Origin of the sequence: Paraburkholderia strydomiana, assembly GCF_046030495.1 — a bacterium.
GTDB classification, from domain to species: Bacteria; Pseudomonadota; Gammaproteobacteria; order Burkholderiales; family Burkholderiaceae; genus Paraburkholderia; species Paraburkholderia strydomiana_A.
The window spans coordinates 208,630-227,899 of the sequence record NZ_JAQQCJ010000008.1; the positions used below are offsets into that span (position 1 = coordinate 208,630).

18 protein-coding genes are annotated in these 19,270 nt (G+C 64.8%); 8 read left to right on the plus strand and 10 right to left on the minus strand.

Annotated elements, in window-relative coordinates; all coding sequences use genetic code 11:
* Window positions 1–32: 32 nt before the first annotated feature.
* Complete coding sequence (locus PQQ53_RS13355) at window positions 33–326, minus strand: hypothetical protein (protein ID WP_408142204.1); 294 nt, start codon at window positions 324–326, stop codon at window positions 33–35.
* Window positions 327–595: 269 nt separating this feature from the next.
* Complete coding sequence (locus PQQ53_RS13360) at window positions 596–1,378, minus strand: glucose 1-dehydrogenase (protein ID WP_408324417.1); 783 nt, start codon at window positions 1,376–1,378, stop codon at window positions 596–598.
* A 132-nt stretch (window positions 1,379–1,510) separates the two neighbouring features.
* On the opposite strand from PQQ53_RS13360, the gene PQQ53_RS13365 reads away from it, so the two are divergent.
* A complete protein-coding gene (locus PQQ53_RS13365) occupies window positions 1,511–2,419 on the plus strand; it encodes a LysR family transcriptional regulator (RefSeq protein ID WP_408324418.1) in 909 nt (302 codons plus the stop codon).
* A gap of 67 nt (window positions 2,420–2,486) precedes the next feature.
* Here the strand turns inward: PQQ53_RS13365 and PQQ53_RS13370 are convergent, their stop codons facing one another.
* Window positions 2,487–3,518, minus strand: a complete 1,032-nt coding sequence (locus tag PQQ53_RS13370; protein ID WP_408142198.1) for a GGDEF domain-containing protein — start codon at window positions 3,516–3,518, stop codon at window positions 2,487–2,489.
* A gap of 270 nt (window positions 3,519–3,788) precedes the next feature.
* Here PQQ53_RS13370 and PQQ53_RS13375 point away from each other — a divergent pair, with 270 nt between their 5' ends.
* On the plus strand, window positions 3,789–5,006 hold the full coding sequence (locus tag PQQ53_RS13375; protein WP_408324419.1) for an amidohydrolase family protein: 1,218 nt from the start codon (window positions 3,789–3,791) through the stop codon (window positions 5,004–5,006).
* A 141-nt stretch (window positions 5,007–5,147) separates the two neighbouring features.
* Window positions 5,148–6,044, plus strand: a complete 897-nt coding sequence (locus tag PQQ53_RS13380) for a LysR family transcriptional regulator (RefSeq protein WP_408142194.1) — start codon at window positions 5,148–5,150, stop codon at window positions 6,042–6,044.
* Window positions 6,045–6,101: 57 nt separating this feature from the next.
* On the opposite strand, the gene phnX is transcribed toward PQQ53_RS13380, so the two are convergent.
* Both phnX and PQQ53_RS13390 read right to left on the minus strand, forming a co-directional pair.
* Window positions 6,102–6,905, minus strand: a complete 804-nt coding sequence (gene phnX, locus PQQ53_RS13385; RefSeq protein WP_408324420.1) for a phosphonoacetaldehyde hydrolase — start codon at window positions 6,903–6,905, stop codon at window positions 6,102–6,104.
* Between the two features lie 32 nt (window positions 6,906–6,937).
* The gene (locus PQQ53_RS13390; protein WP_408324422.1) at window positions 6,938–8,176 is read right to left on the minus strand and encodes a 2-aminoethylphosphonate--pyruvate transaminase; all 1,239 of its coding nucleotides are present in this window, start codon (window positions 8,174–8,176) and stop codon (window positions 6,938–6,940) included.
* A 127-nt stretch (window positions 8,177–8,303) separates the two neighbouring features.
* On the opposite strand from PQQ53_RS13390, the gene PQQ53_RS13395 reads away from it, so the two are divergent.
* Window positions 8,304–9,185 (plus strand): LysR substrate-binding domain-containing protein, encoded by an 882-nt coding sequence (locus tag PQQ53_RS13395; protein WP_408324423.1) that lies wholly within the window; start codon window positions 8,304–8,306, stop codon window positions 9,183–9,185.
* Window positions 9,186–9,340: 155 nt separating this feature from the next.
* Here the strand turns inward: PQQ53_RS13395 and PQQ53_RS13400 are convergent, their stop codons facing one another.
* Both PQQ53_RS13400 and PQQ53_RS13405 read right to left on the minus strand, forming a co-directional pair.
* Entirely contained in the window at window positions 9,341–10,087 is a 747-nt protein-coding gene (locus PQQ53_RS13400) for a glucose 1-dehydrogenase (protein WP_408142188.1), read from the minus strand.
* Between the two features lie 406 nt (window positions 10,088–10,493).
* Window positions 10,494–11,279, minus strand: coding sequence for a sulfite exporter TauE/SafE family protein (locus PQQ53_RS13405; protein WP_408324424.1), 786 nt, complete (start codon window positions 11,277–11,279; stop codon window positions 10,494–10,496).
* Window positions 11,280–11,417: 138 nt separating this feature from the next.
* Here PQQ53_RS13405 and PQQ53_RS13410 point away from each other — a divergent pair, with 138 nt between their 5' ends.
* Window positions 11,418–12,302, plus strand: a complete 885-nt coding sequence (locus PQQ53_RS13410; protein WP_408142184.1) for a LysR family transcriptional regulator — start codon at window positions 11,418–11,420, stop codon at window positions 12,300–12,302.
* Between the two features lie 190 nt (window positions 12,303–12,492).
* Entirely contained in the window at window positions 12,493–13,473 is a 981-nt protein-coding gene (locus PQQ53_RS13415; protein WP_408324425.1) for a PDR/VanB family oxidoreductase, read from the plus strand.
* A gap of 153 nt (window positions 13,474–13,626) precedes the next feature.
* On the opposite strand, the gene catC is transcribed toward PQQ53_RS13415, so the two are convergent.
* The 3 genes from catC to PQQ53_RS13430 form a co-directional block, all read right to left on the minus strand.
* A complete protein-coding gene (catC, locus tag PQQ53_RS13420) occupies window positions 13,627–13,917 on the minus strand; it encodes a muconolactone Delta-isomerase (protein WP_408324426.1) in 291 nt (96 codons plus the stop codon).
* A 172-nt stretch (window positions 13,918–14,089) separates the two neighbouring features.
* On the minus strand, window positions 14,090–14,998 hold the full coding sequence (gene catA, locus PQQ53_RS13425; RefSeq protein ID WP_408324427.1) for a catechol 1,2-dioxygenase: 909 nt from the start codon (window positions 14,996–14,998) through the stop codon (window positions 14,090–14,092).
* A gap of 37 nt (window positions 14,999–15,035) precedes the next feature.
* Window positions 15,036–16,193 (minus strand): muconate/chloromuconate family cycloisomerase, encoded by a 1,158-nt coding sequence (locus tag PQQ53_RS13430; RefSeq protein WP_408324429.1) that lies wholly within the window; start codon window positions 16,191–16,193, stop codon window positions 15,036–15,038.
* Window positions 16,194–16,468: 275 nt separating this feature from the next.
* Between PQQ53_RS13430 and PQQ53_RS13435 the strand changes: the two genes are divergently transcribed.
* Both PQQ53_RS13435 and PQQ53_RS13440 read left to right on the plus strand, forming a co-directional pair.
* Window positions 16,469–18,238, plus strand: a complete 1,770-nt coding sequence (locus PQQ53_RS13435; protein WP_408324431.1) for a SulP family inorganic anion transporter — start codon at window positions 16,469–16,471, stop codon at window positions 18,236–18,238.
* Between the two features lie 141 nt (window positions 18,239–18,379).
* Window positions 18,380–19,267, plus strand: a complete 888-nt coding sequence (locus tag PQQ53_RS13440; protein WP_408142173.1) for a LysR family transcriptional regulator — start codon at window positions 18,380–18,382, stop codon at window positions 19,265–19,267.
* Window positions 19,268–19,270 lie beyond the last annotated feature (3 nt).

Consider the following 19,270-nt stretch of genomic DNA (forward strand, 5'->3'; position numbering starts at 1 on the left):
CGCGTGGGTTCGGCGAACTTGCACCCTCGCAATCAGCCTGGCTCGAAACTCAGGACGGCCTGCGCCGCCGGCGGATCGCCGCGTCGCCTCAGGCTCTCCGCCAACAGTTCGCGAAAGATGTTCGCCGTGTCGGGACCGTACCGCAGGTGAAATTCCTGAAAGACCTCGGCAATCGCGATGCGTTGCGTCGCCGGACTCCGCGTGCTGGCAATGTACGAACTGCCGCGCGCCAACTCTATCTGGTAGATCGATCTGTAAAGCGTCTTCTCGGCCTGCAGGTCGCGCTTGCCGCCTTGTTTGCCGCCACGCTTTCGTTCGTTGGGCATCGTTGTTTTTCTCCGTCGTTTTCGAGGCGCATCGTGCCGACTGATACGCGCGCGCCGCCGACTATGTAAACAACCGTACCTTAAGGAAACCTTATGCGTGACCGGGGAAACGGCATGAGATCCGGCCAATTTTATTGCGCCCGTTGCACGGGCTGCTGACTCGGTCTTTCCTGCTCTATCCGCCCGTGCTCAACTCGGCGCTACATGTAAAAAAGGCCGGTTGTCCCGGCCTTCTTCACGCTATGTCGGTTTTCGTGTTGCCCTGCCGATTACACCTGCACCATCCCACCGTCGACGAACAACTCGATTCCCGTGATGTAACTCGCGTCGTCCGAGGCGAGGAACGAGACGGCCTTCGCGATCTCGTCCGGTTCGCCGACGCGGCCGAGCGGCGTGGTCGCGCTGACATGCTGCCGGTACGCTTCGATCTGCTCGTCGCTCATGTGCAGCTCCGACTTGTACGCGGGCGTGACCACTACCCCGGGCGCGACCACGTTGACGCGAATATCGCGGCCCTTGAGATCCGATGCCCAGGTGCGCGCAAACGAACGCAATGCCGCCTTGGTCGCCGCATACACGCCGAACGCCGGGACGCCCTGTATCGAGGTGACCGAGCCCGTGAGCACGATCGCGCTGCCGCGCGGCATCAAGGGCAACGCTTTTTGCACCGTGAACAGCGTGCCTTTGACGTTGATGTCGAAGTACTTGTCGAACTGCGCTTCGGTGATTTCGCCAAGCGGTGTGAACTCGCCGCCGCCCGCATTCGCAAACAGAATATCGAGCCGCTGATGGGCGGCCTGCACCGTGCTGAACATCCGGTCGAGATCGGCGGCCGACGAGATATCCGCGCGAATCGCGACCGCGCCGTGCCCGATGCGCTCCACTGCTTCGTCCAGTTCCGCCTGACGCCGGCCGGTGATGTAGACCGTCGCGCCTTCCCGCGCGAAACGGGTCGCGGCGGCAAGGCCGATGCCGCTGCTGCCGCCGGTGACCAGCACGATCTTGCCGGCATGTTTAGTGGTGTGGATGTTCCCTTGAGTGGACTGATTCATGGCTAGCTCCGTTGTGTGTGAGGGCAGTTGACCCAGTGACGCCAGCATATTTCACGCGCGCACAGAGATAAATATGTATCCTGTGGTTTCTTTATTCACAGTTGTGGATAATTACCCGAAAGCAGAGAACTCATGGATCACCTGCAAGCCATCCGCATCTTCGCGCGGGTCGTGGAAACCGGCGGCTTCAGCCGCGCCGCTCAATCGCTGCAGATGCCCAACGCGACCGTGAGCAAGTGGGTCCGATCGCTCGAAGACCATCTCGGCGTGAAGTTGCTCGAACGCAGCACGCGCAGCGTCAACGTGACGACCGACGGCGTCGCCTACTACGAGCGCATCCAGCCGCTGCTCACCGAACTCGACGATATCGAGGCAACCTTGGGGCGCGACCGCGCGAATCCGCGCGGCGCGTTGCGCGTGGACAGCGGCGGTTCGACCGCGAGCGGCATTCTGATTCCCGCCCTGCCGGCGTTTTGCGCGCGTTATCCGGACATTCAGGTGCAGTTGAGCGTGACGGACCGCACCGCCGACCTGATTGCCGAGAACATCGATTGCGCGATTCGCAGCACCGCGGACGACCCTGCGCTCGTCACGCATGCGATCGGCACGCTGCGCTGGACCACCTGCGCAAGCCCGGCGTATCTGGCCGCGCATGGCACACCGTTGCATCCGCAGCAGATCGTCGATGACGGGCACGCGGTCGTCGGCTATTTTTCCGCGAGCAGCGGCGTCACGCAGCCGTTGCGCTTCGAGAGGGACGGCGAGTCGATCGTGCCAGGCGGCGTGCGCAGTCCGGTGCTGGTGAGCGAAAGCAACGCGCATCTCGCGACCGCGCTGGCGGGCCTCGGTATCGTGCATACGCTTGATTTCATGGTGCGCCCGGCGATTGCGCGCGGCGAACTCCTGCCGATTCTCACCGACTGGCGGCCCGCGCCGCTGCAGGTTTATCTCGCGTATCCGCCGAGCCGGCGCTACAGCACGAAGGTGCGTGTGTTCGCCGACTGGGTGAGCCAGCTTTACGCGAATCTTCAGGATAGCTGACGGTAGCGTCGCTTGCCTCGTGCGCGGCCGTTCACCGATCGCCGTTCGCGGGCGAAGTGCCGCCGCCCTACGCCATCGTCACCTGGTTCCTGCCGCCATGCTTCGAGCGATATAACGCGCGGTCCGCGCTCGCGAAGCCATCGCGATGCGCGAGCCGCGCGTGCTCGCTGATGCGTGTCAACGACGCCCCCACGCTTACCGTCACCACGCCGAGCGGCGAGGCACGATGCTCGATCGCCAGATCGACGACGCCCCGCCGCAGCGTTTCGAGCGTATCGGCGAGCGCGGCGGCCTCCGCGTGCAGCACCAGCAGCCCGAACTCTTCGCCGCCCATGCGTCCGACGACGACGCGCTCGCCATCGGCCGCCGCCTGCATCACCGAGGCCACTTTGCACAGGCAATGATCGCCGGCCTGGTGGCCGTAGGTGTCGTTGTATTGCTTGAACCAGTCCACGTCGACCACCACCGAGCCCATCACGTCGCCGTCCCGCGCTTCCTTCCAGCGCCGCGCGATGCTCTCGAGCAGAAAGCGCCGGTTGTACAACTGCGTGAGCGGATCGATCGCGGTGGCCGTGCGCATCTTAAGGTCGTTTTCGATCATCGCGCGCAGATGGTAGAACACGCCCTGCTGCCCCGCGTCGAGCCGGCCAGGCGACGGGTCCATCGCGCACAACGCGCCGACGATCTCGCCATTCGGCGCACGCAGCGCGATCGCCGCATAGAAGCGCACGAACGGATAGCGCTGCACCAGCATGCACTCGCCGAAGCGGCTGTCGTCGTGGGTGTCCTCGATGACGAACAGATCCCCGTCGCGCACCGCATAGTCGGCCAGCGACCGGGCCCGTGTGACGAGCGGCATCGCCATGCCGACCTCGGCCCGGTAATGCTGGTACTCCTCGTCGAGCAGCGTGATCGCGGTGATCGCCGCGCCGGTCACGCTCTTGAGGATTTCCGCCGCATGGGTAAAGCACTCGCGCATCACCTGATCGTCGTGCAACAACCACTCGATGACCGAAGACTCCACCTCGGGTTCACCGGGGGCGAACGGATCGACGGCCATCCGGCTGGAGAGACGGTCGTTACTGTGAGCGAGTTGCACGGCTGGGTCCCGGAATGTGATCAGCCTATGTCAACGGCATAAACGTACGAAACTTGAGCGCTTCGGCGCGCGCGCGATGAGCGCTTTCGACGGCGGACCCGACGATGGGCAACCCGGCGGCGGCGATCGGCGCGCGGCCTCGCGAAGTACAATCACACGCCAGCCGCGCGCCGTCTTCGTTTGCCTGCCGATCAGGCAGCGCGCTTCATTCAACTGACCATTGCTTGCGCCATGCGGCGCGCTGCACTTGTCCGTGCCGTCGACCTGCTCATGACCACCACTGCCCCTTCCAGTATGACGAACGCCCGGCTCATCACGAACGTGCGCCAGACCGATGGCGCACGCGTCGACGTGTCGATCGCCGACGGCCGCATCGCGGCCATCGGTCCGGACCTCGCGCGCGCGCCCGGCATCACGATCGAAGACGGCGCCGGTGCGCTGCTGCTGCCCGGTTTCGTCGAAGGCCATACGCATCTGGACAAGACCCATTGGGGCATGCGCTGGTATCGCAACGAGGTCGGGCCGAAACTGACCGACCGCATCGAGAACGAACGGCGCTGGCGCGCGCAGAGCGGCCACGACGCGGGCGTGCAGTCGCTCGCGCTGGCCCGCGCGTTTCTGCTCGCGGGCACGACGCGGCTGCGCACGCACGTCGACATCGACACCGAGGCGGGTCTGCGCCACCTCGAGGGCGTGCTCGCCACGCGCGCCGCGCTGCGCGACGTGCTCGACCTGCAGATCGTCGCGTTTCCGCAATCGGGTCTGCTTGGCCGGCGAGGCACCGACGCCTTACTCGATCGCGCGTTGAGCGCGGGCGCCGATGTGCTCGGCGCGCTCGACCCGGCGCTGATCGACGGCGATCCGGTGGCGTCGCTGGACCTGACGTTCGGCCTCGCGCAGCGTCATCAGAAGCCGATCGATATTCATCTGCACGAGCCCGGCGAAATCGGCGCATTCACACTCGGCCTTCTGCTAGATCGCGTCGCGGCGCTCGGCATGCAAGGCCAGGTGGTGGTGAGTCACGCGTTCTGTCTCGGCGCGCTGCCCGAGCGCGAACGCGATGCGTTGCTCGCGCGCCTCGCCGATCTGCGCGTCGCGCTGCTGACAACTGCCCCGCCGTCGACGCCGGTGCCGCCGCTGCAAGCCTGCATCGACCAAGGCGTCACGCTGTTCGGCGGCAACGACGGCATTCGCGACACGTGGACGCCGTACGGCTCGCCGGACATGCTCGAACGCGCGATGCTGATCGCCATGCGCTACAACCTGCGCCGCGATGACGACCTCGCGCTCGCATTCGACTGCGTGAGCGGCACAGCGGCGCGCGGTTGCGGATTCACGCACTACGGATTGCAGGCGGGCGCGCGCGCCGACCTCGTGCTGGTGGACGCCGACACGCTTGCGCATGCGATCGTCGCGCGGCCGGCCCGCAAGCTCGTGATGGCGAACGGCCGGATCGTCGCGCGCGACGGCGCGCACGCGCAACATTAGCCGGGCGGCTGAAACGCGCGGCACGGCGCGGATGGGCGTGGTCGCCGCCTCCATTGCCGCGCCGGCACCTCGCGCTACACTCCACGCCACCGGCGTCCACGAACACGCACGCACACGCACCAACACGTTTCCCGCACTCACATGATCAATCTCTTTCAGGCCATGCAGGCATTCGTCAAGGTCGCCGACGCGGGCAGCTTCGCGCAGGCCGCGGCGCACCTCGGCGTTTCGACCTCGGTCGTGACGCGTCACGTGTCGAGCCTCGAACAGCATCTCGGCATTCGCCTGTTCCAGCGCACCACGCGCAAGGTCGTGCTGACCGAAGCCGGCGCGGAGTACGCGGACGGTTGCCGCGTCCTGCTCGCCGAGCTCGAAGAAGTCGAATCGCGCGCGACCACGACCTCGAAGGAAGTCGCCGGCGATCTGCGTATCGTCGCGCTGGGCAGCTTCTCGCTGTTTCGCCTCACGCCGCTGTTCGCGGAGTACCAGGCCAAGTTTCCTCACGTGAATCTGCGCGTCACGCTGACCGAAAAGCGCGTCGATCTGCTCGAAGGCGGTTTCGACGTGGGTATCGTGACCGAACATATGATCCGCTCGGAATCGCTGGTGGTGCGGCGTCTGCTCAATTCGCACGCGGTGCCGGTGGCGTCGGCCGCCTATCTCGCGCAGGCCGGGCAGCCCGCGAGGCCGGCCGATCTCGCGGGGCATCGGGTGATCGCAGCGCCACTCGACACGAGTCCGCAGAGCTGGATCTTCAGCAAGGACGGCGGCAACGACGAGAGCGTCGCGCTCGATGCGTCGTTCACGGTGAACAGCATGATCATGCAGAAACAGGCGGCGCTGGGCGCGATGGGCATCGCGTTGCTGCCGCTGGAGATGGTCGCCGACGAATTGCACGCCGGCACGCTGGTGCGGATACTCGGCGACTACACGATGCTCAATGGCGACGTCGCGGTGTCGCTGGTTTATCCAAGCCGCGAGTTCGTGCCGCGCAAGGTGCGGGAATTCATCGATCTGGCCGTGGGGTATTTCGAGTGAGGTGACGGGAATGACGCGCGGCTGGTCGTTTCACCCCGCTCAGCCAGCTTCACCGCATCACGGGCGCTCGCCGCGCGCAAGACGCGCGTCGATGTCGTACACCACCGGCATCAGATCGGCGACGCTGTCGATCACATAGTGCGCGCCCGCCGCCTGCAACTTCTGGAACGCCGCGTGACGGCGCGACGCGAACTCATCCGGCGACAACGCCTTGACCTGCGCTTCGGTCATGCCGAACGCGTTGCCGCTCACCGCGACGCCGACCGTCCACGTCCCGGCGTTGAGCCCCTCTTCGATACCGACCGCGGTATCGTCGACCTTGATGACCTCCCTCGTGCGCCAGACGCCCAGTGCCGGCATTGTCCGGTAGATCATGTACGGCGACGGCCGCCCTTCGGGCGTGTCGCCGGTGCAGACGATGCTGTCCGGTGAGAATCCCTGCGCCGCCGCGCCCGGCAGGATCTCGTCGATGATCTCGCGCGTGTAGCCGGTGGTCGTACCGATGCGGATATCGTCCTCGCGCAGCGCGCTCGCCACTTCGGCCACGCCCGGAATCACCGAGCTGTACCTCGCCGCCACCGCGATGTTCTTCGGCACGAACACGTCGTAGATGGCGTCGATATCGGCTTCGTTCGGCGCGTGCCCGTATTGGTCGGCCCAGGCGCGCGCGACGCGCGGCAACGCCATCAGCGCGGCGATATGCGGACGCTTGGCCATGCCCATCGGGCCGCGCGCTTCGTCGATTGTGATCGGGACGCCGAACTGCTCGAAGGTCTCGACGAATGCACCCATCGGCGCGAGCGAACCGTAGTCGACCACCGTGCCGGCCCAGTCGAAAATCACCGCTTTAACGTGTCTCATTGGTTTCAATCCTCATGAGGTGGCCTCGTCGATCATTGCGCTTGCGCCAATGCCTTGCTTTCTTCGAGCGCCGCTGCAGGCGGCGCCGCGTGGTCGACACCGAGCGCCTGCAACGACGCGGCGCAGGCCTGCACCACGCGGCGCATCACGTGCTCATCCACCTGGCCGATGCAGCCGATGCGAAAGCTCTCCACCACCGTCAGCTTGCCCGGATAGATGATGAAGCCCTGCTGTTTCATCAATTCGTAGAAGCGCGTGAATTCGAACGACGGATGCGCCGGCGCGAAAAACGTCACGATGATCGGCGAGCGCCAGCGCGCATTCAGCAGCGGCTCGAAACCGAGCGCCTGCATGCCTTCGATCAGCACGTCGCGATTGTTCGCGTATCGCGCGAGACGCCCCGGCTGACCGCCTTCGAGCTTGTGCAGACGCAGCGCCTCGATAAACGCGGCCACCGTGTGGGTGGGCGGCGTGAAGCGCCACTGCCCGGTGCGGTTCATCACGTCCCATTGATCGTAGACGTCGAGCGCGAGCGAATGGCTGCGGCCCTTCGCTTCCTGCAACGCGCGCTTGCGCGCGATCACGAAGCCGAAACCGGGTACGCCCTCGATGCATTTATTCGCCGACGACACGAACGCCTCGCAGGCCGTCTCGCGCACGTCGAGCGGCACCGCGCCGAACGCGCTCATCGAATCGATCAGCAGCTTGCGGCCTTTCTTCGCCGTGGCCGCGGCGATCTCCGCGAGCGGATTGAGAATCCCCGAGCTGGTTTCGCAATGCACCGCGACCACGTGCGTGATGCGCGGATCGGCATCCAGCATGCGTTCGATTTCCGCGCCGCGCGGCGGCAGATAGTCGCCCTTGTCGAGCAGCGTGTAGGCGCGGCCCAGATAGCCGAGCGTGGTGGCGATGCGTTTGCCGTAGGCGCCGTTGGCAAGCACGAGCGCGTGGCCGTCGCGCGGCACCAGACTGCCGAGCATCGCTTCGACGCAATAGCTGCCGCTGCCTTGCAGCGGCACGCAGTCGTAGTCGCCGGCGGGGTTGTCCGTGCCAGCGCCCGCGATGTCGAGCAGGCTCGCGCGCAACTGCGCGGTCATCGCCCGGAAATCGCCGTCCCACGAGCCCCAGTCGCGCAGCATGGCTTCTTTGGTCGAGCGCGCGGTGGTCAGCGGCCCCGGCGTCAATAGATATGGCTCGCCGCTCGCCGGCGCGGCGCATGGCAGCGCGCCGGGCTCGGTTGAAGAGGCTGAATGACCGATCGCGCTTTCCATGTGCAGAACTCCGGTGTCGCTATGTCGATGCGTGACACAGTACAGAACCGTATGGCATCGGTAAAATCGATATAATCGATGGCGGTATCGTAAAAACTTATTGCTCGAAACGAGCGGCGAGGCACACGTGCAATACGCGCAATTGCGGGCGTTTCATGCGGTCGCGGAACACGGCGGGTTTTCGAAAGCGGCGCAGGCCTTGTCGCTGACGCAGCCGGCCGTGTCGGATCACGTGCGGCGGCTGGAGCAGGATTACGGCGTCAAGCTGTTCGAACGCGGTCCACGCGGCGTCGAAACCACCGAACTGGGTTTGCGCCTGTTCAGCGTGACGCGCCACATGCTCGGGTGCGAGCGCGACGCGCGGCAACTGCTGGAGTCGGCGGGCGGGCTCGAGTCCGGCTCGCTGTCGCTGGCCGCCGATGCGCCCGATCTCGCGGTCACGCTGATCGGCGCGTTTCGCAAGCTCCATCCCGGAATCGTCGTGACGCTGTCGATCGCCAACGCGGCGGACTGCATGCAGCGCGTGCTGTCGAGCGCGGTCGACGCGGCCATCACCGCCGCGCCGCAAGTGCACAGCCGGCTGGAGTCGCGCGTGTTGCGGCGCGATCCGCTGGTGGCGATGGTGCCGGCCGGCGATCCGGTCGCGAAGAAACGCAGACTGAGCTACGCGGAACTGGTCAAACAGCCGATGATTTTCCGCGAGTCGCAGTCGGTCACGCAGCAGCTGCTCGAAATCGAGCTGGTGCGGGAGTCGTTGCAGGTCGAGCCGGTGATGTACGTGGACGGACGCGAGGCGTTGGAAGAAGCGGTCGCGCAAGGCATCGGCGTGGGCGTGATCGCGCGCGCCGAATTCAATGAGTCGCGGCGGATCAGGATGATCCCGCTGCAGGATTGCCGGGTGCAGATGATCGAGTCGCTAACGCGGCTCGCCGAGCGGCCGGGGTCGAATCTGCTCGATGCGTTGTTTGCGGTGCAGTTGCCTGGCGCCGCCGCGGCTGTGGCTGGATGAAAATATGAGGTGCCCGGCAGGTGATGACTGGAATTTGCGGCGAGTCACTTGCCGGGCGGGAGTACTTCCCTGCTGCTGTACTGTCAGTGTCAGGCATGCGGTTGCGGCCACCGTCCTCGCGGGCTGCACCGCACACCATCGCACTACAGGCTCGCTCAGCGCGAGCCGCCGCTCGCAATCAGACTCTCGCCCGTCAGCCAGCGCGAATCGTTGGAGGCGAGGAACACGACGACATCCGCGATATCGTCAGGTTGGCCGATGCGTCCCAGCGGCGTCGTGCCGAGCGCCCACGCTTCGAGATCCGAACCAATGATCCCCGCGCTATGCGTGCCTTCGGTCGCGACCATGCCCGGATTCACGGAATTCACGCGAATCTTGCGCGGACCGAGTTCCTTCGCGAGCACGCCCGTGATGCCGTCCACCGCGCCTTTGGTCGCCGTATAGACCGCGCTGCCCGGCGGCGTGATGCGGCTCACCACCGAGCTGACGTTGACGATGCTGCCGCCTTCGCCGAGATGTTTGACCGCCGCCTGCGTGGTCAGCAGCAGACCCAGCACGTTCACATTGAAATGCTTATGGAAGTGTTCTTCGGTGATCTGCTCGATCGGCGAAAACTCGTACACGCCCGAGTTGTTGACGAGGATGTCGAGACGGCCATAGGTTTCGACCGCCGCATCGATGATGCCTTGCGCGTCGGCCGCTTTGGCGACGTCCCCGCCGACCGCGATGGCCTTGCCACCCGCCGCGGTGATCGCTTCGACCACGCTGTCGGCGCCTGCCTTGCTGGACGCATAGTTCACGACCACCGATGCGCCCTGCGCCGCCAATGCCTTCGCGATGGCCGCGCCGATGCCTTTCGATCCGCCTGTTACGACCGCGACTTTACCTGTGAGCTTGCTCATGATCATGTCCTTTAAATGGGATTTGCGCCGACGCGCTGTCGCGAAGATTCGCGGAATGCACGTCGATGAAGCTGGATTTGCAGTGGCGCTGTCACTGGACACAATGTAGGCATGTCAGCGTGCGGGATAAAGCGGCTGACGGCGAATAGATACGTCGGTTGAGCCGAACAATCGGCAATCTGCTGCTGCAGCATGCGCGTGCATGCGTGCGTACGTGCGTACGTGCTCGCGAGACGATGGCGGTCCGCATTGTGCAGCTGGCCAGATGGGGGGAGAAATGAACTCAGCGCTTACGTATCAGCGCGATCTGCGCGCCTACACTTGCCAGCACCGCCAGCGCACCGAGCGTATCCAGAATGACGTGCAACACGATATCCCTCCGTTGTCCGCTGCCATCGCATTCTTATTAAACGAATGCGCGCGCCATCAATTGAATGCCGAGTCCGAGCAGGCAGATGAAGAACCAGCGGCGAAAGCTCGCCGGGCTGATGAGTCCGCGCACGCGCTGGCCGATCCACATACCGATCAGCGCCGGTGCGACGGCGGCGAGCGATACACCTAGCTCGTCGGCGGCAAATGCATGCTCGCGCGCGAGTCCGATGGCCAGCGCGATGGTCGACACGGTGAACGACAGACCGAGCGCTTGCACCAGCTCCTCTTTCTTCAGCGCGAGCGACTGCAGATAAGGGACCGCCGGCACCACGAACACGCCGGTGCCGCCTGTGACCAGACCGGTAAGCGCGCCGATCGCCGGCGACAGCCAGCGCTCGTGCCGCGCCGGCACCGGGAAGCGCCACGCCAGCAAGCCGGCCACCGCATACAGCGTCAACGCGGCGCCGAGTCCGACGACCGCCCATGCACCGCCCGCCCCCGCAATGAACGACGCCGCCGCGAGCGTACCGCCGACGATGCCCGCCATCATCGGCCACAAGCGCTTGAGCAGCGCCCGCACGCTCGGCCCCGCGAACAGTTGCCACACGTTCGTGACGAACGACGGCAACAGCAGCAAGGCGGCCGCCTGAGCGGGCAGCATCAACATGCCGAGCACGCCCATTGCGACGGTGGGCAGACCCATGCCGGTCACGCCTTTTACGAAACCGGCCACCACGAAGGTCGCGGCGATCACGCTGGCATGCAGCGCAATCGAACCCGGAAGCGGACCGGAAAACAGACTCGCAAACGAAGAGATCATCGGCAGATTTTTATTGAAGTGATGTGAGCGATTTTCAAGCACCGCCGCGCGGTCCACAATGCGTAAGATACGTATCGTGACTTAGGCTGAGACTAAGTCTCAATTCCCTCCAGCAGCGCCCACCCGAACCACACGCTCATGCGCTTCGACTTCATCGATCTCCGGCTCTTTCTCCATGTACTCGACACCGGCAGCATCACGCACGGGGCCGCGCGCGCGAACATGTCGCTGCCCTCGGCCAGCGCCCGGCTGCGCGGCATGGAAGACGCGCTGGGCATGCCGCTGCTCGAACGCGGCCGCCGCGGTGTCGAATCCACGCCGACCGGCGATACGCTCGCGCACCATGCGCGGCTCGTGCTCGGGCAGATAGAAAGGATGCAAGGCGAACTGGGCGAGCATCAGGAGGGACGCAAAGCCTGCATTCGCCTGTGGACCAATACCGCCGCGATCACCGAGTTCCTGCCGTCGGCGATCGGCCTGTTTCTACGCGATCACCCGAACGTGCAGATCGATCTGAAGGAGCGTCAAAGCAGCGAGACCGTCAAGGCCGTGCTGACCGGCGCCGCGGAGATCGGCATCATTTCCGATGCAGTCGAACATGGCGCACTGCAGACGTTTGCGTTTGCCGTCGACAAGCTGGTGCTGATCACGAGCCGCGACGACCCGCTCGCTACGCGCCGGCGCGCCACGCTCGCGGAAGTGGCCGCGCGCGAATTCATCGGTCTCAGCGCGGACAGCGCGTTGCACGCGTATCTCGGCGAGCGCGCTTTGCTGGCCGGGCAAACGCTCAGCTATCGCGCGCACATGCGTACCTTCGACGGCATCTGCTGCATGGTCGAACAGGGTGCCGGGGTCGGCATCGTGCCGGCCACGGCGGCGAGGCGCTATCGCGGCACGCCGGGCATTCGCACGATCGAGCTGGCCGAGAGCTGGGCCTCGCGCCGCTTGCTGGTCTGCATGCGCGAGCTGAACGCGATGTCGCGGCTGGAAAAGGCACTGGTGCGGCATCTGGCTGGCATCTAGCGGTTTCGGACGGGGTCCGGCTCACCTCGTTGATATCAGTCGCATTTATTCATCTAGCTATTTTTAATCGATTTGCCTGATTTAGCCCGAGTTCTTATCCTTGACGCACGACCGCCTGCAACCCATGCGCGCGGCGCCCGCACTGCTCACCGCAGTGCGCCTTGCAGCGTTATTTCTTGTCGGCAGAATCATGGAAAGAACCACCTTCAACGTACGTGTCGAGAGCGTGCGTGACGAAGCGCACGGCGTGCGCTCGTTCAGCGTCTCGCGTCTGGATGGCCAGCCGTTCGACCGCTACGAACCCGGCGCGCACATCGACGTCGTCGGCCCGTCCGGGCTCACGCGTCAATATTCGTTATGCGGCGACCCGGATCAGCGCGACGCGCATCTGTTTGCGGTGAAGCGCGAAGACGCTTCGCGCGGCGGCTCGCGTGCGCTGCACGACGAAGTCACGGTCGGCAGCGAACTGACGATCGGCGCGCCGCGCAATCTGTTCCAGCTTGCGCCCGGCGCCGACGAACACATTCTGGTCGCCGCGGGCATCGGCGTGACACCGTTATTGAGCATGGCCTACCGGTTGCTGAAGCAGCGACAGCGCTTCACGCTGCACTATTTCGCACGCAGCGCGGAGCATGCGGCGTTCTTGCCGTTGCTCTCGCGCGCGCCGTTCAGCGATCACGTGAAGTTTCACTTCGGCGTCACGCGCGAGCAGCTCGATGCGGTGCTCGGCGATTGTCTGCAAGGCTCGCGTGAAGGCACGCATATCTACACCTGCGGCCCCGCGCCTTTCATGGAACGCGTGGTCGCGATCGGCGAAACGTGCGTCGCGCCGGACGCCATTCACCTCGAACGTTTTGCGGCCGAGCCGGCTTCCGCTGCCATGAGCGGTGAAGCTGCGACGCTCGACGCGTTCGACGTGCGGATCGCCAGCAGCGGCGCAACCGTGCACGTCGACAAGGACACGACCATCGTGGCGGCGCTGGCGTCGATCGGCATCGAAGTGGATACGTCGTGTGGCGAGGGCGTCTGCGGCACCTGCATGATCGACGTGGTGAGCGGTACGCCCGAGCATCGCGACCATTGCCTGAGCAAAGCGGAACGCGCGAGCGGCAAGGTGATCTGCTGCTGTGTGTCGCGCGCGACGTCGCCGGTGCTGGTGCTGGATCTTTGATGTGGTGCGGTAGTGCGCGTGGCGCGTGAAAACCGCATAACCGTATTTCTGCATTGCGCCGTTGCACGACAGCGGCTTCATGCAATGGCAGAAGGTGCTGCATTCGCAGCACCTTCCTGAGCCTGGTCTCTTCCTGCTTATCTTCCTCGACGCTTACCGGTCGTCGTCGCGAATCGACGATGCGTGCCGGCACAGCGCGCGCACTTCGACATCCATGTACGGAAACAGCGGCAACTGGCTCAGCACGTCATGCAGATGCGCCGGGCTTTCCACATCGAACACGCTGATATTCGCGTAGCGCCCGGCAATGCGCCACAAGTGCCGCCATACGCCTTCCTGCTGAAGTCGTTGCGACATCGCTTTCTCGTCGGCCTTCAGACGTGCGGCGCGTTCCGCATCCATGTCCGGCGGCAGATTGACGGTCATCTCGACGTGAAACAACATGCTTGCTCTCCTGGGGTGATCGATCCCGTGCATGACGGATTATCGACACATGATCAATAGGATGATCGGTCATGAAAGACCCTGGCTGACACGGCAAGCCACACGCCGTGCAAGCCAGGGTCGACGAATTCCTGCACTGCGTTCGAGCGTCTTCTCTCAACGCTGCGCAGCATCAGGCCTCGGCGCGTACCCGTTCCACTTCGGCGCCCGGCAGATTGTCGCGTTCGTTGAACAGCGTGAAGTCGAAATCGATCAGCGCGAAGTTGCCTTCCACGCCATACGGTTTGCCGTCTGCGCCTTCGGCCTGCTTGAGCGCAGGCACGAGGCCGTCGCGCGTCGCGAAAGCGAAGTCGTCCCACAGATACGGATCGCCGTCGATGTTGATCTGCGTCGTCAACTTACGGCAACCCGGCGCGGAAACGAAGAAGTGGATATGCGCCGGACGATGCCCGTGACGGCCGAGCTGATCGAGCAGCAATTGCGTCTGACCTTGCGGCGGCACGCTATAGCCGACCGGCACGACGCTGCGGAAGCTGTATTTGCCTTCGGCATCCGTACGGATCGAGCGGCGCAGGTTGAACGCCGGCTGCGATTTGTCGAAGTACGAGTAATTGCCGAGATGGTTCGCATGCCACACTTCGACCAGCGCATTCGCGAGCGGCTGGCCGTCCTCGCCGAGCACGCGGCCGCGCATCACGAGCGTCTGGCCCGGATCGGTGCCGTCGTCGAGCCGTGCATGGCCGATCGACTCCGGTGCGCCCGCCACATACAACGGGCCTTCGATCGTGCGCGGCGTGCCGCCTTCAATGCCGGCCTTCGCTTCCGCTTCGTCCAGACGCAGATCGAGAAAATGTTCGAACCCGAGACCCGCTGCGAGCAAGCCCAGCTCGCCGCTCTTGCCGGCGTCGCCGAGATAGTTCAGCGCGGTCCAGAACTCGTCGGGCTGCACGTCGAGATCTTCGATCGTATAGAACAGGTCCTGCACGATCCGGTTCACGATCTGCTTCGTGCGCGGATTACCTTCGCTGGTGGCGCTGTCGTTGATCTTTTGCAGCAACGTATCGATGGCTTGCTTGTTCATGGGGTATCTCCCTGGTTTGATATTCTGGATCGCTAAATTACTTCACGGCAACGCTCGCGCCCTGGCGCGTATCGCGCCGCAGACGGTCGATCTTGTCCCAGTCGAGCGAGATGCCGAGGCCTGGACCCTGCGGCAGATGCAGCGCAAAATTTTCGTAGCGCAGCGGTTCGGTGAGAATTTCTTCGGTCAACAGCAGCGGGCCGAACAGCTCGGTGCCCCACTTCAATTCGCCGAAGGTACTGAAGAGTTGCGCCGACGCGATCGTGCCCACCGCGCCTTCGAGCATCGTGCCGCCGTACAGGTCGATATTCGCGGCAGACGCAATCGCCGCCACCTGCGCGGCGCCGCTCAAGCCGCCCGATTGTGCGATCTTCACCGCGAAGACATCGGCGGCACGCGCGCTCGCAATCGCGAACGCATCCGCCGGGCCGTGCAGCGCTTCGTCGGCCATGATCGGCACCTGGGCGAGATCGGTCAGGCGCTTCAGGCCCGCGCGGTTCTCGGCGGCGATCGGCTGCTCGATCAGCGCGACGCCGGCGTCGGCGAAACGGCGGCCCGCCCAGATCGCTTCCGATTCGGTCCATGCCTGGTTCACGTCGACCCGCACTTCACCGTATCCTGCGAGCGCTTTCCCGATCGCGACCACATGCGCGACGTCGTCGGCCACTGCGCGCGAGCCGATCTTCAGCTTGAACACGCGATGGCGTTTTGTCTCGTAGACCTGCTCGGCTTCGTCGATATCGCGCTTCGTGTCGCCGCTCGCAAGCGTCCATGCGACATCCACTGACTCGCGCACGCGGCCGCCGAACAACTCCGACAACGGCACGCCGACGCGTTGCGCCTGCGCGTCGAACAACGCGGTTTCGAGCGCGGACTTCGCAAAGCGGTTGCCTTGAAACAGCTCGCGCAATTTCGCCATCGCGGCGCCGGGACGGGTTGCGTCCATTCCTTTGAGCAGCGGCGCGAAATACGTGTCGATGTTGACCTTGATGCTCTCCGGGCTCTCCTCGCCATACGCGAGGCCGCCGATCGTGGTGCCCTCGCCCACGCCGACCACGCCGTCCGCGCAACGGATGCGCACCAGCACCAGCGTCTGGCAGTTCATCGTTGCGACCGAGAGACGGTGCGGACGGATCGTCGGTACGTCGACGAGAATCGTCTCCACGCTCTCGATCTTCACGGGTGTTGCTGTCATTCGTTGCCCTCCTGAACGGCTTTAACCTGGAGCCCCATATTAGAAACAAACCCGTCAAGCAGTCCAACACTCATTCAGACTAGTTCCATACTCTGGCGGTATGGAACGCGGGAACGGGTTTGAGCAACGCGACACAGCTCACGGCAGGCCCCGCACACGAACCCTCTACTGCCTTCGGCGGCTGTGCACTATTCTTTCTGTCAGATAACGAAGGAACGAAGGCGACGTCCAACCCTCTCACGCGCAACCGCGCTTCGACGGTCAATAGCCGACTCATGCAATCCGACCAATCCACGCCCGCTGCCGGGCATCCCGCGAACCGCCCGCAAGGATGGCTGCGCTGGCTCCCCGGACTCGTGATGCTGAAGGGGTATCAGCTCAGTTGGCTGCCAAAGGACGTGGCGGCGGGTCTCGTCCTGACGACGATGCTGGTGCCCGTCGGCATCGCCTATGCCGAGGCGTCCGGCGTCCCTGGTGTCGTCGGCCTGTACGCGACGATCGTTCCGCTGCTCGCCTACGCGCTCTTCGGTCCGAGCCGGATTCTGGTCGTGGGTCCGGACTCCGCGCTCGCGGCGCCGATCCTCTCGGTCGTCGTGACGCTTGCCATGGGCGATCCATCGCGCGCCATCGCGGTGGCCAGCATGCTGGCGATCGTCTCCGGCGTGTTCTGCATCGTCATGGGACTGCTGCGCTTGGGCTTCATCACCGAGCTGCTGTCCAAGCCCATTCGATACGGCTACATGAACGGCATCGCGGTCACCGTCCTGATCAGCCAGCTGCCGCGGCTCTTCGGCGTCTCCGGCAACGGCGATGGTTCTCTCGGCATCCTGTTGAACCTGACACAGGCCATTGCCGGCGGGAAAGTCAACGGGTACAGCCTGGCGGTCGGTGCGGGCAGTCTCGCCCTGATCCTGCTGCTCAAGCGCTTCGAAAAGCTGCCCGGCATTCTTATCGCCGTGGTGCTGGCGACGCTGTGCGTCTACCTGTTCGACCTCGACAGCGCCGGCGTCAAAGTGCTGGGCAAAATCCCGCAAGGCTTGCCCGCTTTCGTCCTGCCGTGGGCCAGCGGCGCCGATCTGGTCAAGATCCTGCTCGGCGGATGCGCGGTGGCGTTGATTTCGTTCGCCGACACGAGCGTGCTGTCGCGCACCTTCGCCGCACGGCTTCACAGCCGGGTCGACCCGAATCAGGAAATGGTGGGCCTGGGTGCGGCCAACCTCGCGGCAGGTTTTTTCCAGGGCTTTCCGATCAGCAGCAGCGCCTCGCGCACGCCAGTGGCCGAAGCGGCGGGCGCGCGCACGCAACTGACCGGCGTCGTCGGCGCGCTGGCCGTTGCGGCGCTGCTGCTGGCGGCGCCCAATCTGATGCGCTACCTGCCCAACAGCGCGCTCGCCGCGGTCGTGATTGCCGCAGCCCTTGGCCTGTTCGAAGTGACGGACCTCAAGCGCATCTACCGCATCCAGCAGTGGGAGTTCTGGCTCTCGCTCGCGTGCTTCGCCGGTGTCGCGGTATTCGGTGCGATTCCGGGCATCTGTCTCGCGGTGGTGATCGCGATCATCGAATTTCTCTGGGACGGCTGGCGGCCTCATTACGCGGTTCTCGGTCACGTGGAAGGTTTGCGCGGATACCATGACATCAAGCGCTATCCGCATGCCGCGCGGCCCGCGGGGCTTCTGCTGTTTCGCTGGGATGCGCCGCTCTTCTTCGCCAACGCGGAGCTGTTTCAGGATCGGCTTCTGGAAGCGGTCGACGACTATCCCTCGCAGGTTCGCCGGGTCGTCGTCGCGGCGGAGCCGGTGACCAGTGTCGACGTCACTTCCGCCGACATGCTGCGGGAACTGAGCCGGATTCTCGGCGAACGCGGCATCACGCTGCATTTCGCCGAAATGAAGGATCCGGTGCGTGACAAGCTGATCCGCTTCGAACTGACTGATGTGATTGGCGAGCGGCGCTTCCATCCGACGGTGGGCAGTGCGGTCGACGACTACGAGAGGGAATCCGGCGCCGCCACGGATGAGCATGGCGGGGCGTCGCGGCGACCATGAGCGGCGTATGTGGCGTACATGGCAGACGCGAACATTGACCATACCCGCCCGCCTGAACTAATCTGCGCCTTCGCCGCACGGCCTGCCACATGCTCAGCAACGTTCGAGATCGATAAGAAAACCTGTACCTTAGGGGACTGCATGGAACTTCGCCAACTCCGCTACTTCATCGCGGTCGCGGAAGAAATGAACATCACGCGGGCCGCCAATCGCCTGCACATGACGCAGCCGCCGCTAAGCCGGCAGATTCAGCAGATCGAGGAAAGCGTCGGCCTGCCGCTGTTCGAACGCGGCTCGCGTCCGCTGCGTTTGACCGAAGCCGGCCGCATTTTCTATACGCAGGCGAAGCGCCTCGTCGACGAAGCCGACGAACTCGCGCCGCTCACGCGCCGGCTCGCGCAGCTGGCCGAGCGCATCGTGATCGGCTTCGTGCCCTCCACGCTGTACGGCGCGCTACCCGCCGTGATCCGCGCGTTTCGCGAGGCCGCGCCGCATATCGAGTTGTCGCTGATCGAAATGTTCACGATCGAGCAGCTGGCCGCGCTCAAAGGCGGCCGTATCGACGTCGGCTTCGGCCGCCTGCGTTTCGACGACGCGCAACTGGCGCGCGAAGTGCTCGTCGAAGAACGGATGATTGCGGCGCTGCCGCAAGACCATCCGCTCGCGCGGCAAAAGAAGCCGCTGACCCTCGCCGCGCTCGCGCAGGAAACGCTGATCGTCTATCCGAGCACGCCGCGCCCGAGCTATGCCGACCAGCAGCTCTCGGCGCTGCACGATCACGCGCTGGAGCCGAAGGCGATTCATGAAGTGCGGGAATTGCAGACCGCCCTCGGTCTGGTCGCGGCGCGCGTGGGCGTGTGCCTCGTGCCGGAAAGCGTGGAAGGTTTGCGCGCGCATGGCGTCGTGTACCGGCCGATTCCGGCGGCCAGCATCGCCTCGCCGATCATCATGAGCCGCCGTTTGCAGGACGAGTCGCCCGCCACCACGCTGATGTGTTCGCTTGCACGCGGGCTCTTCAAACGGACGTGACGC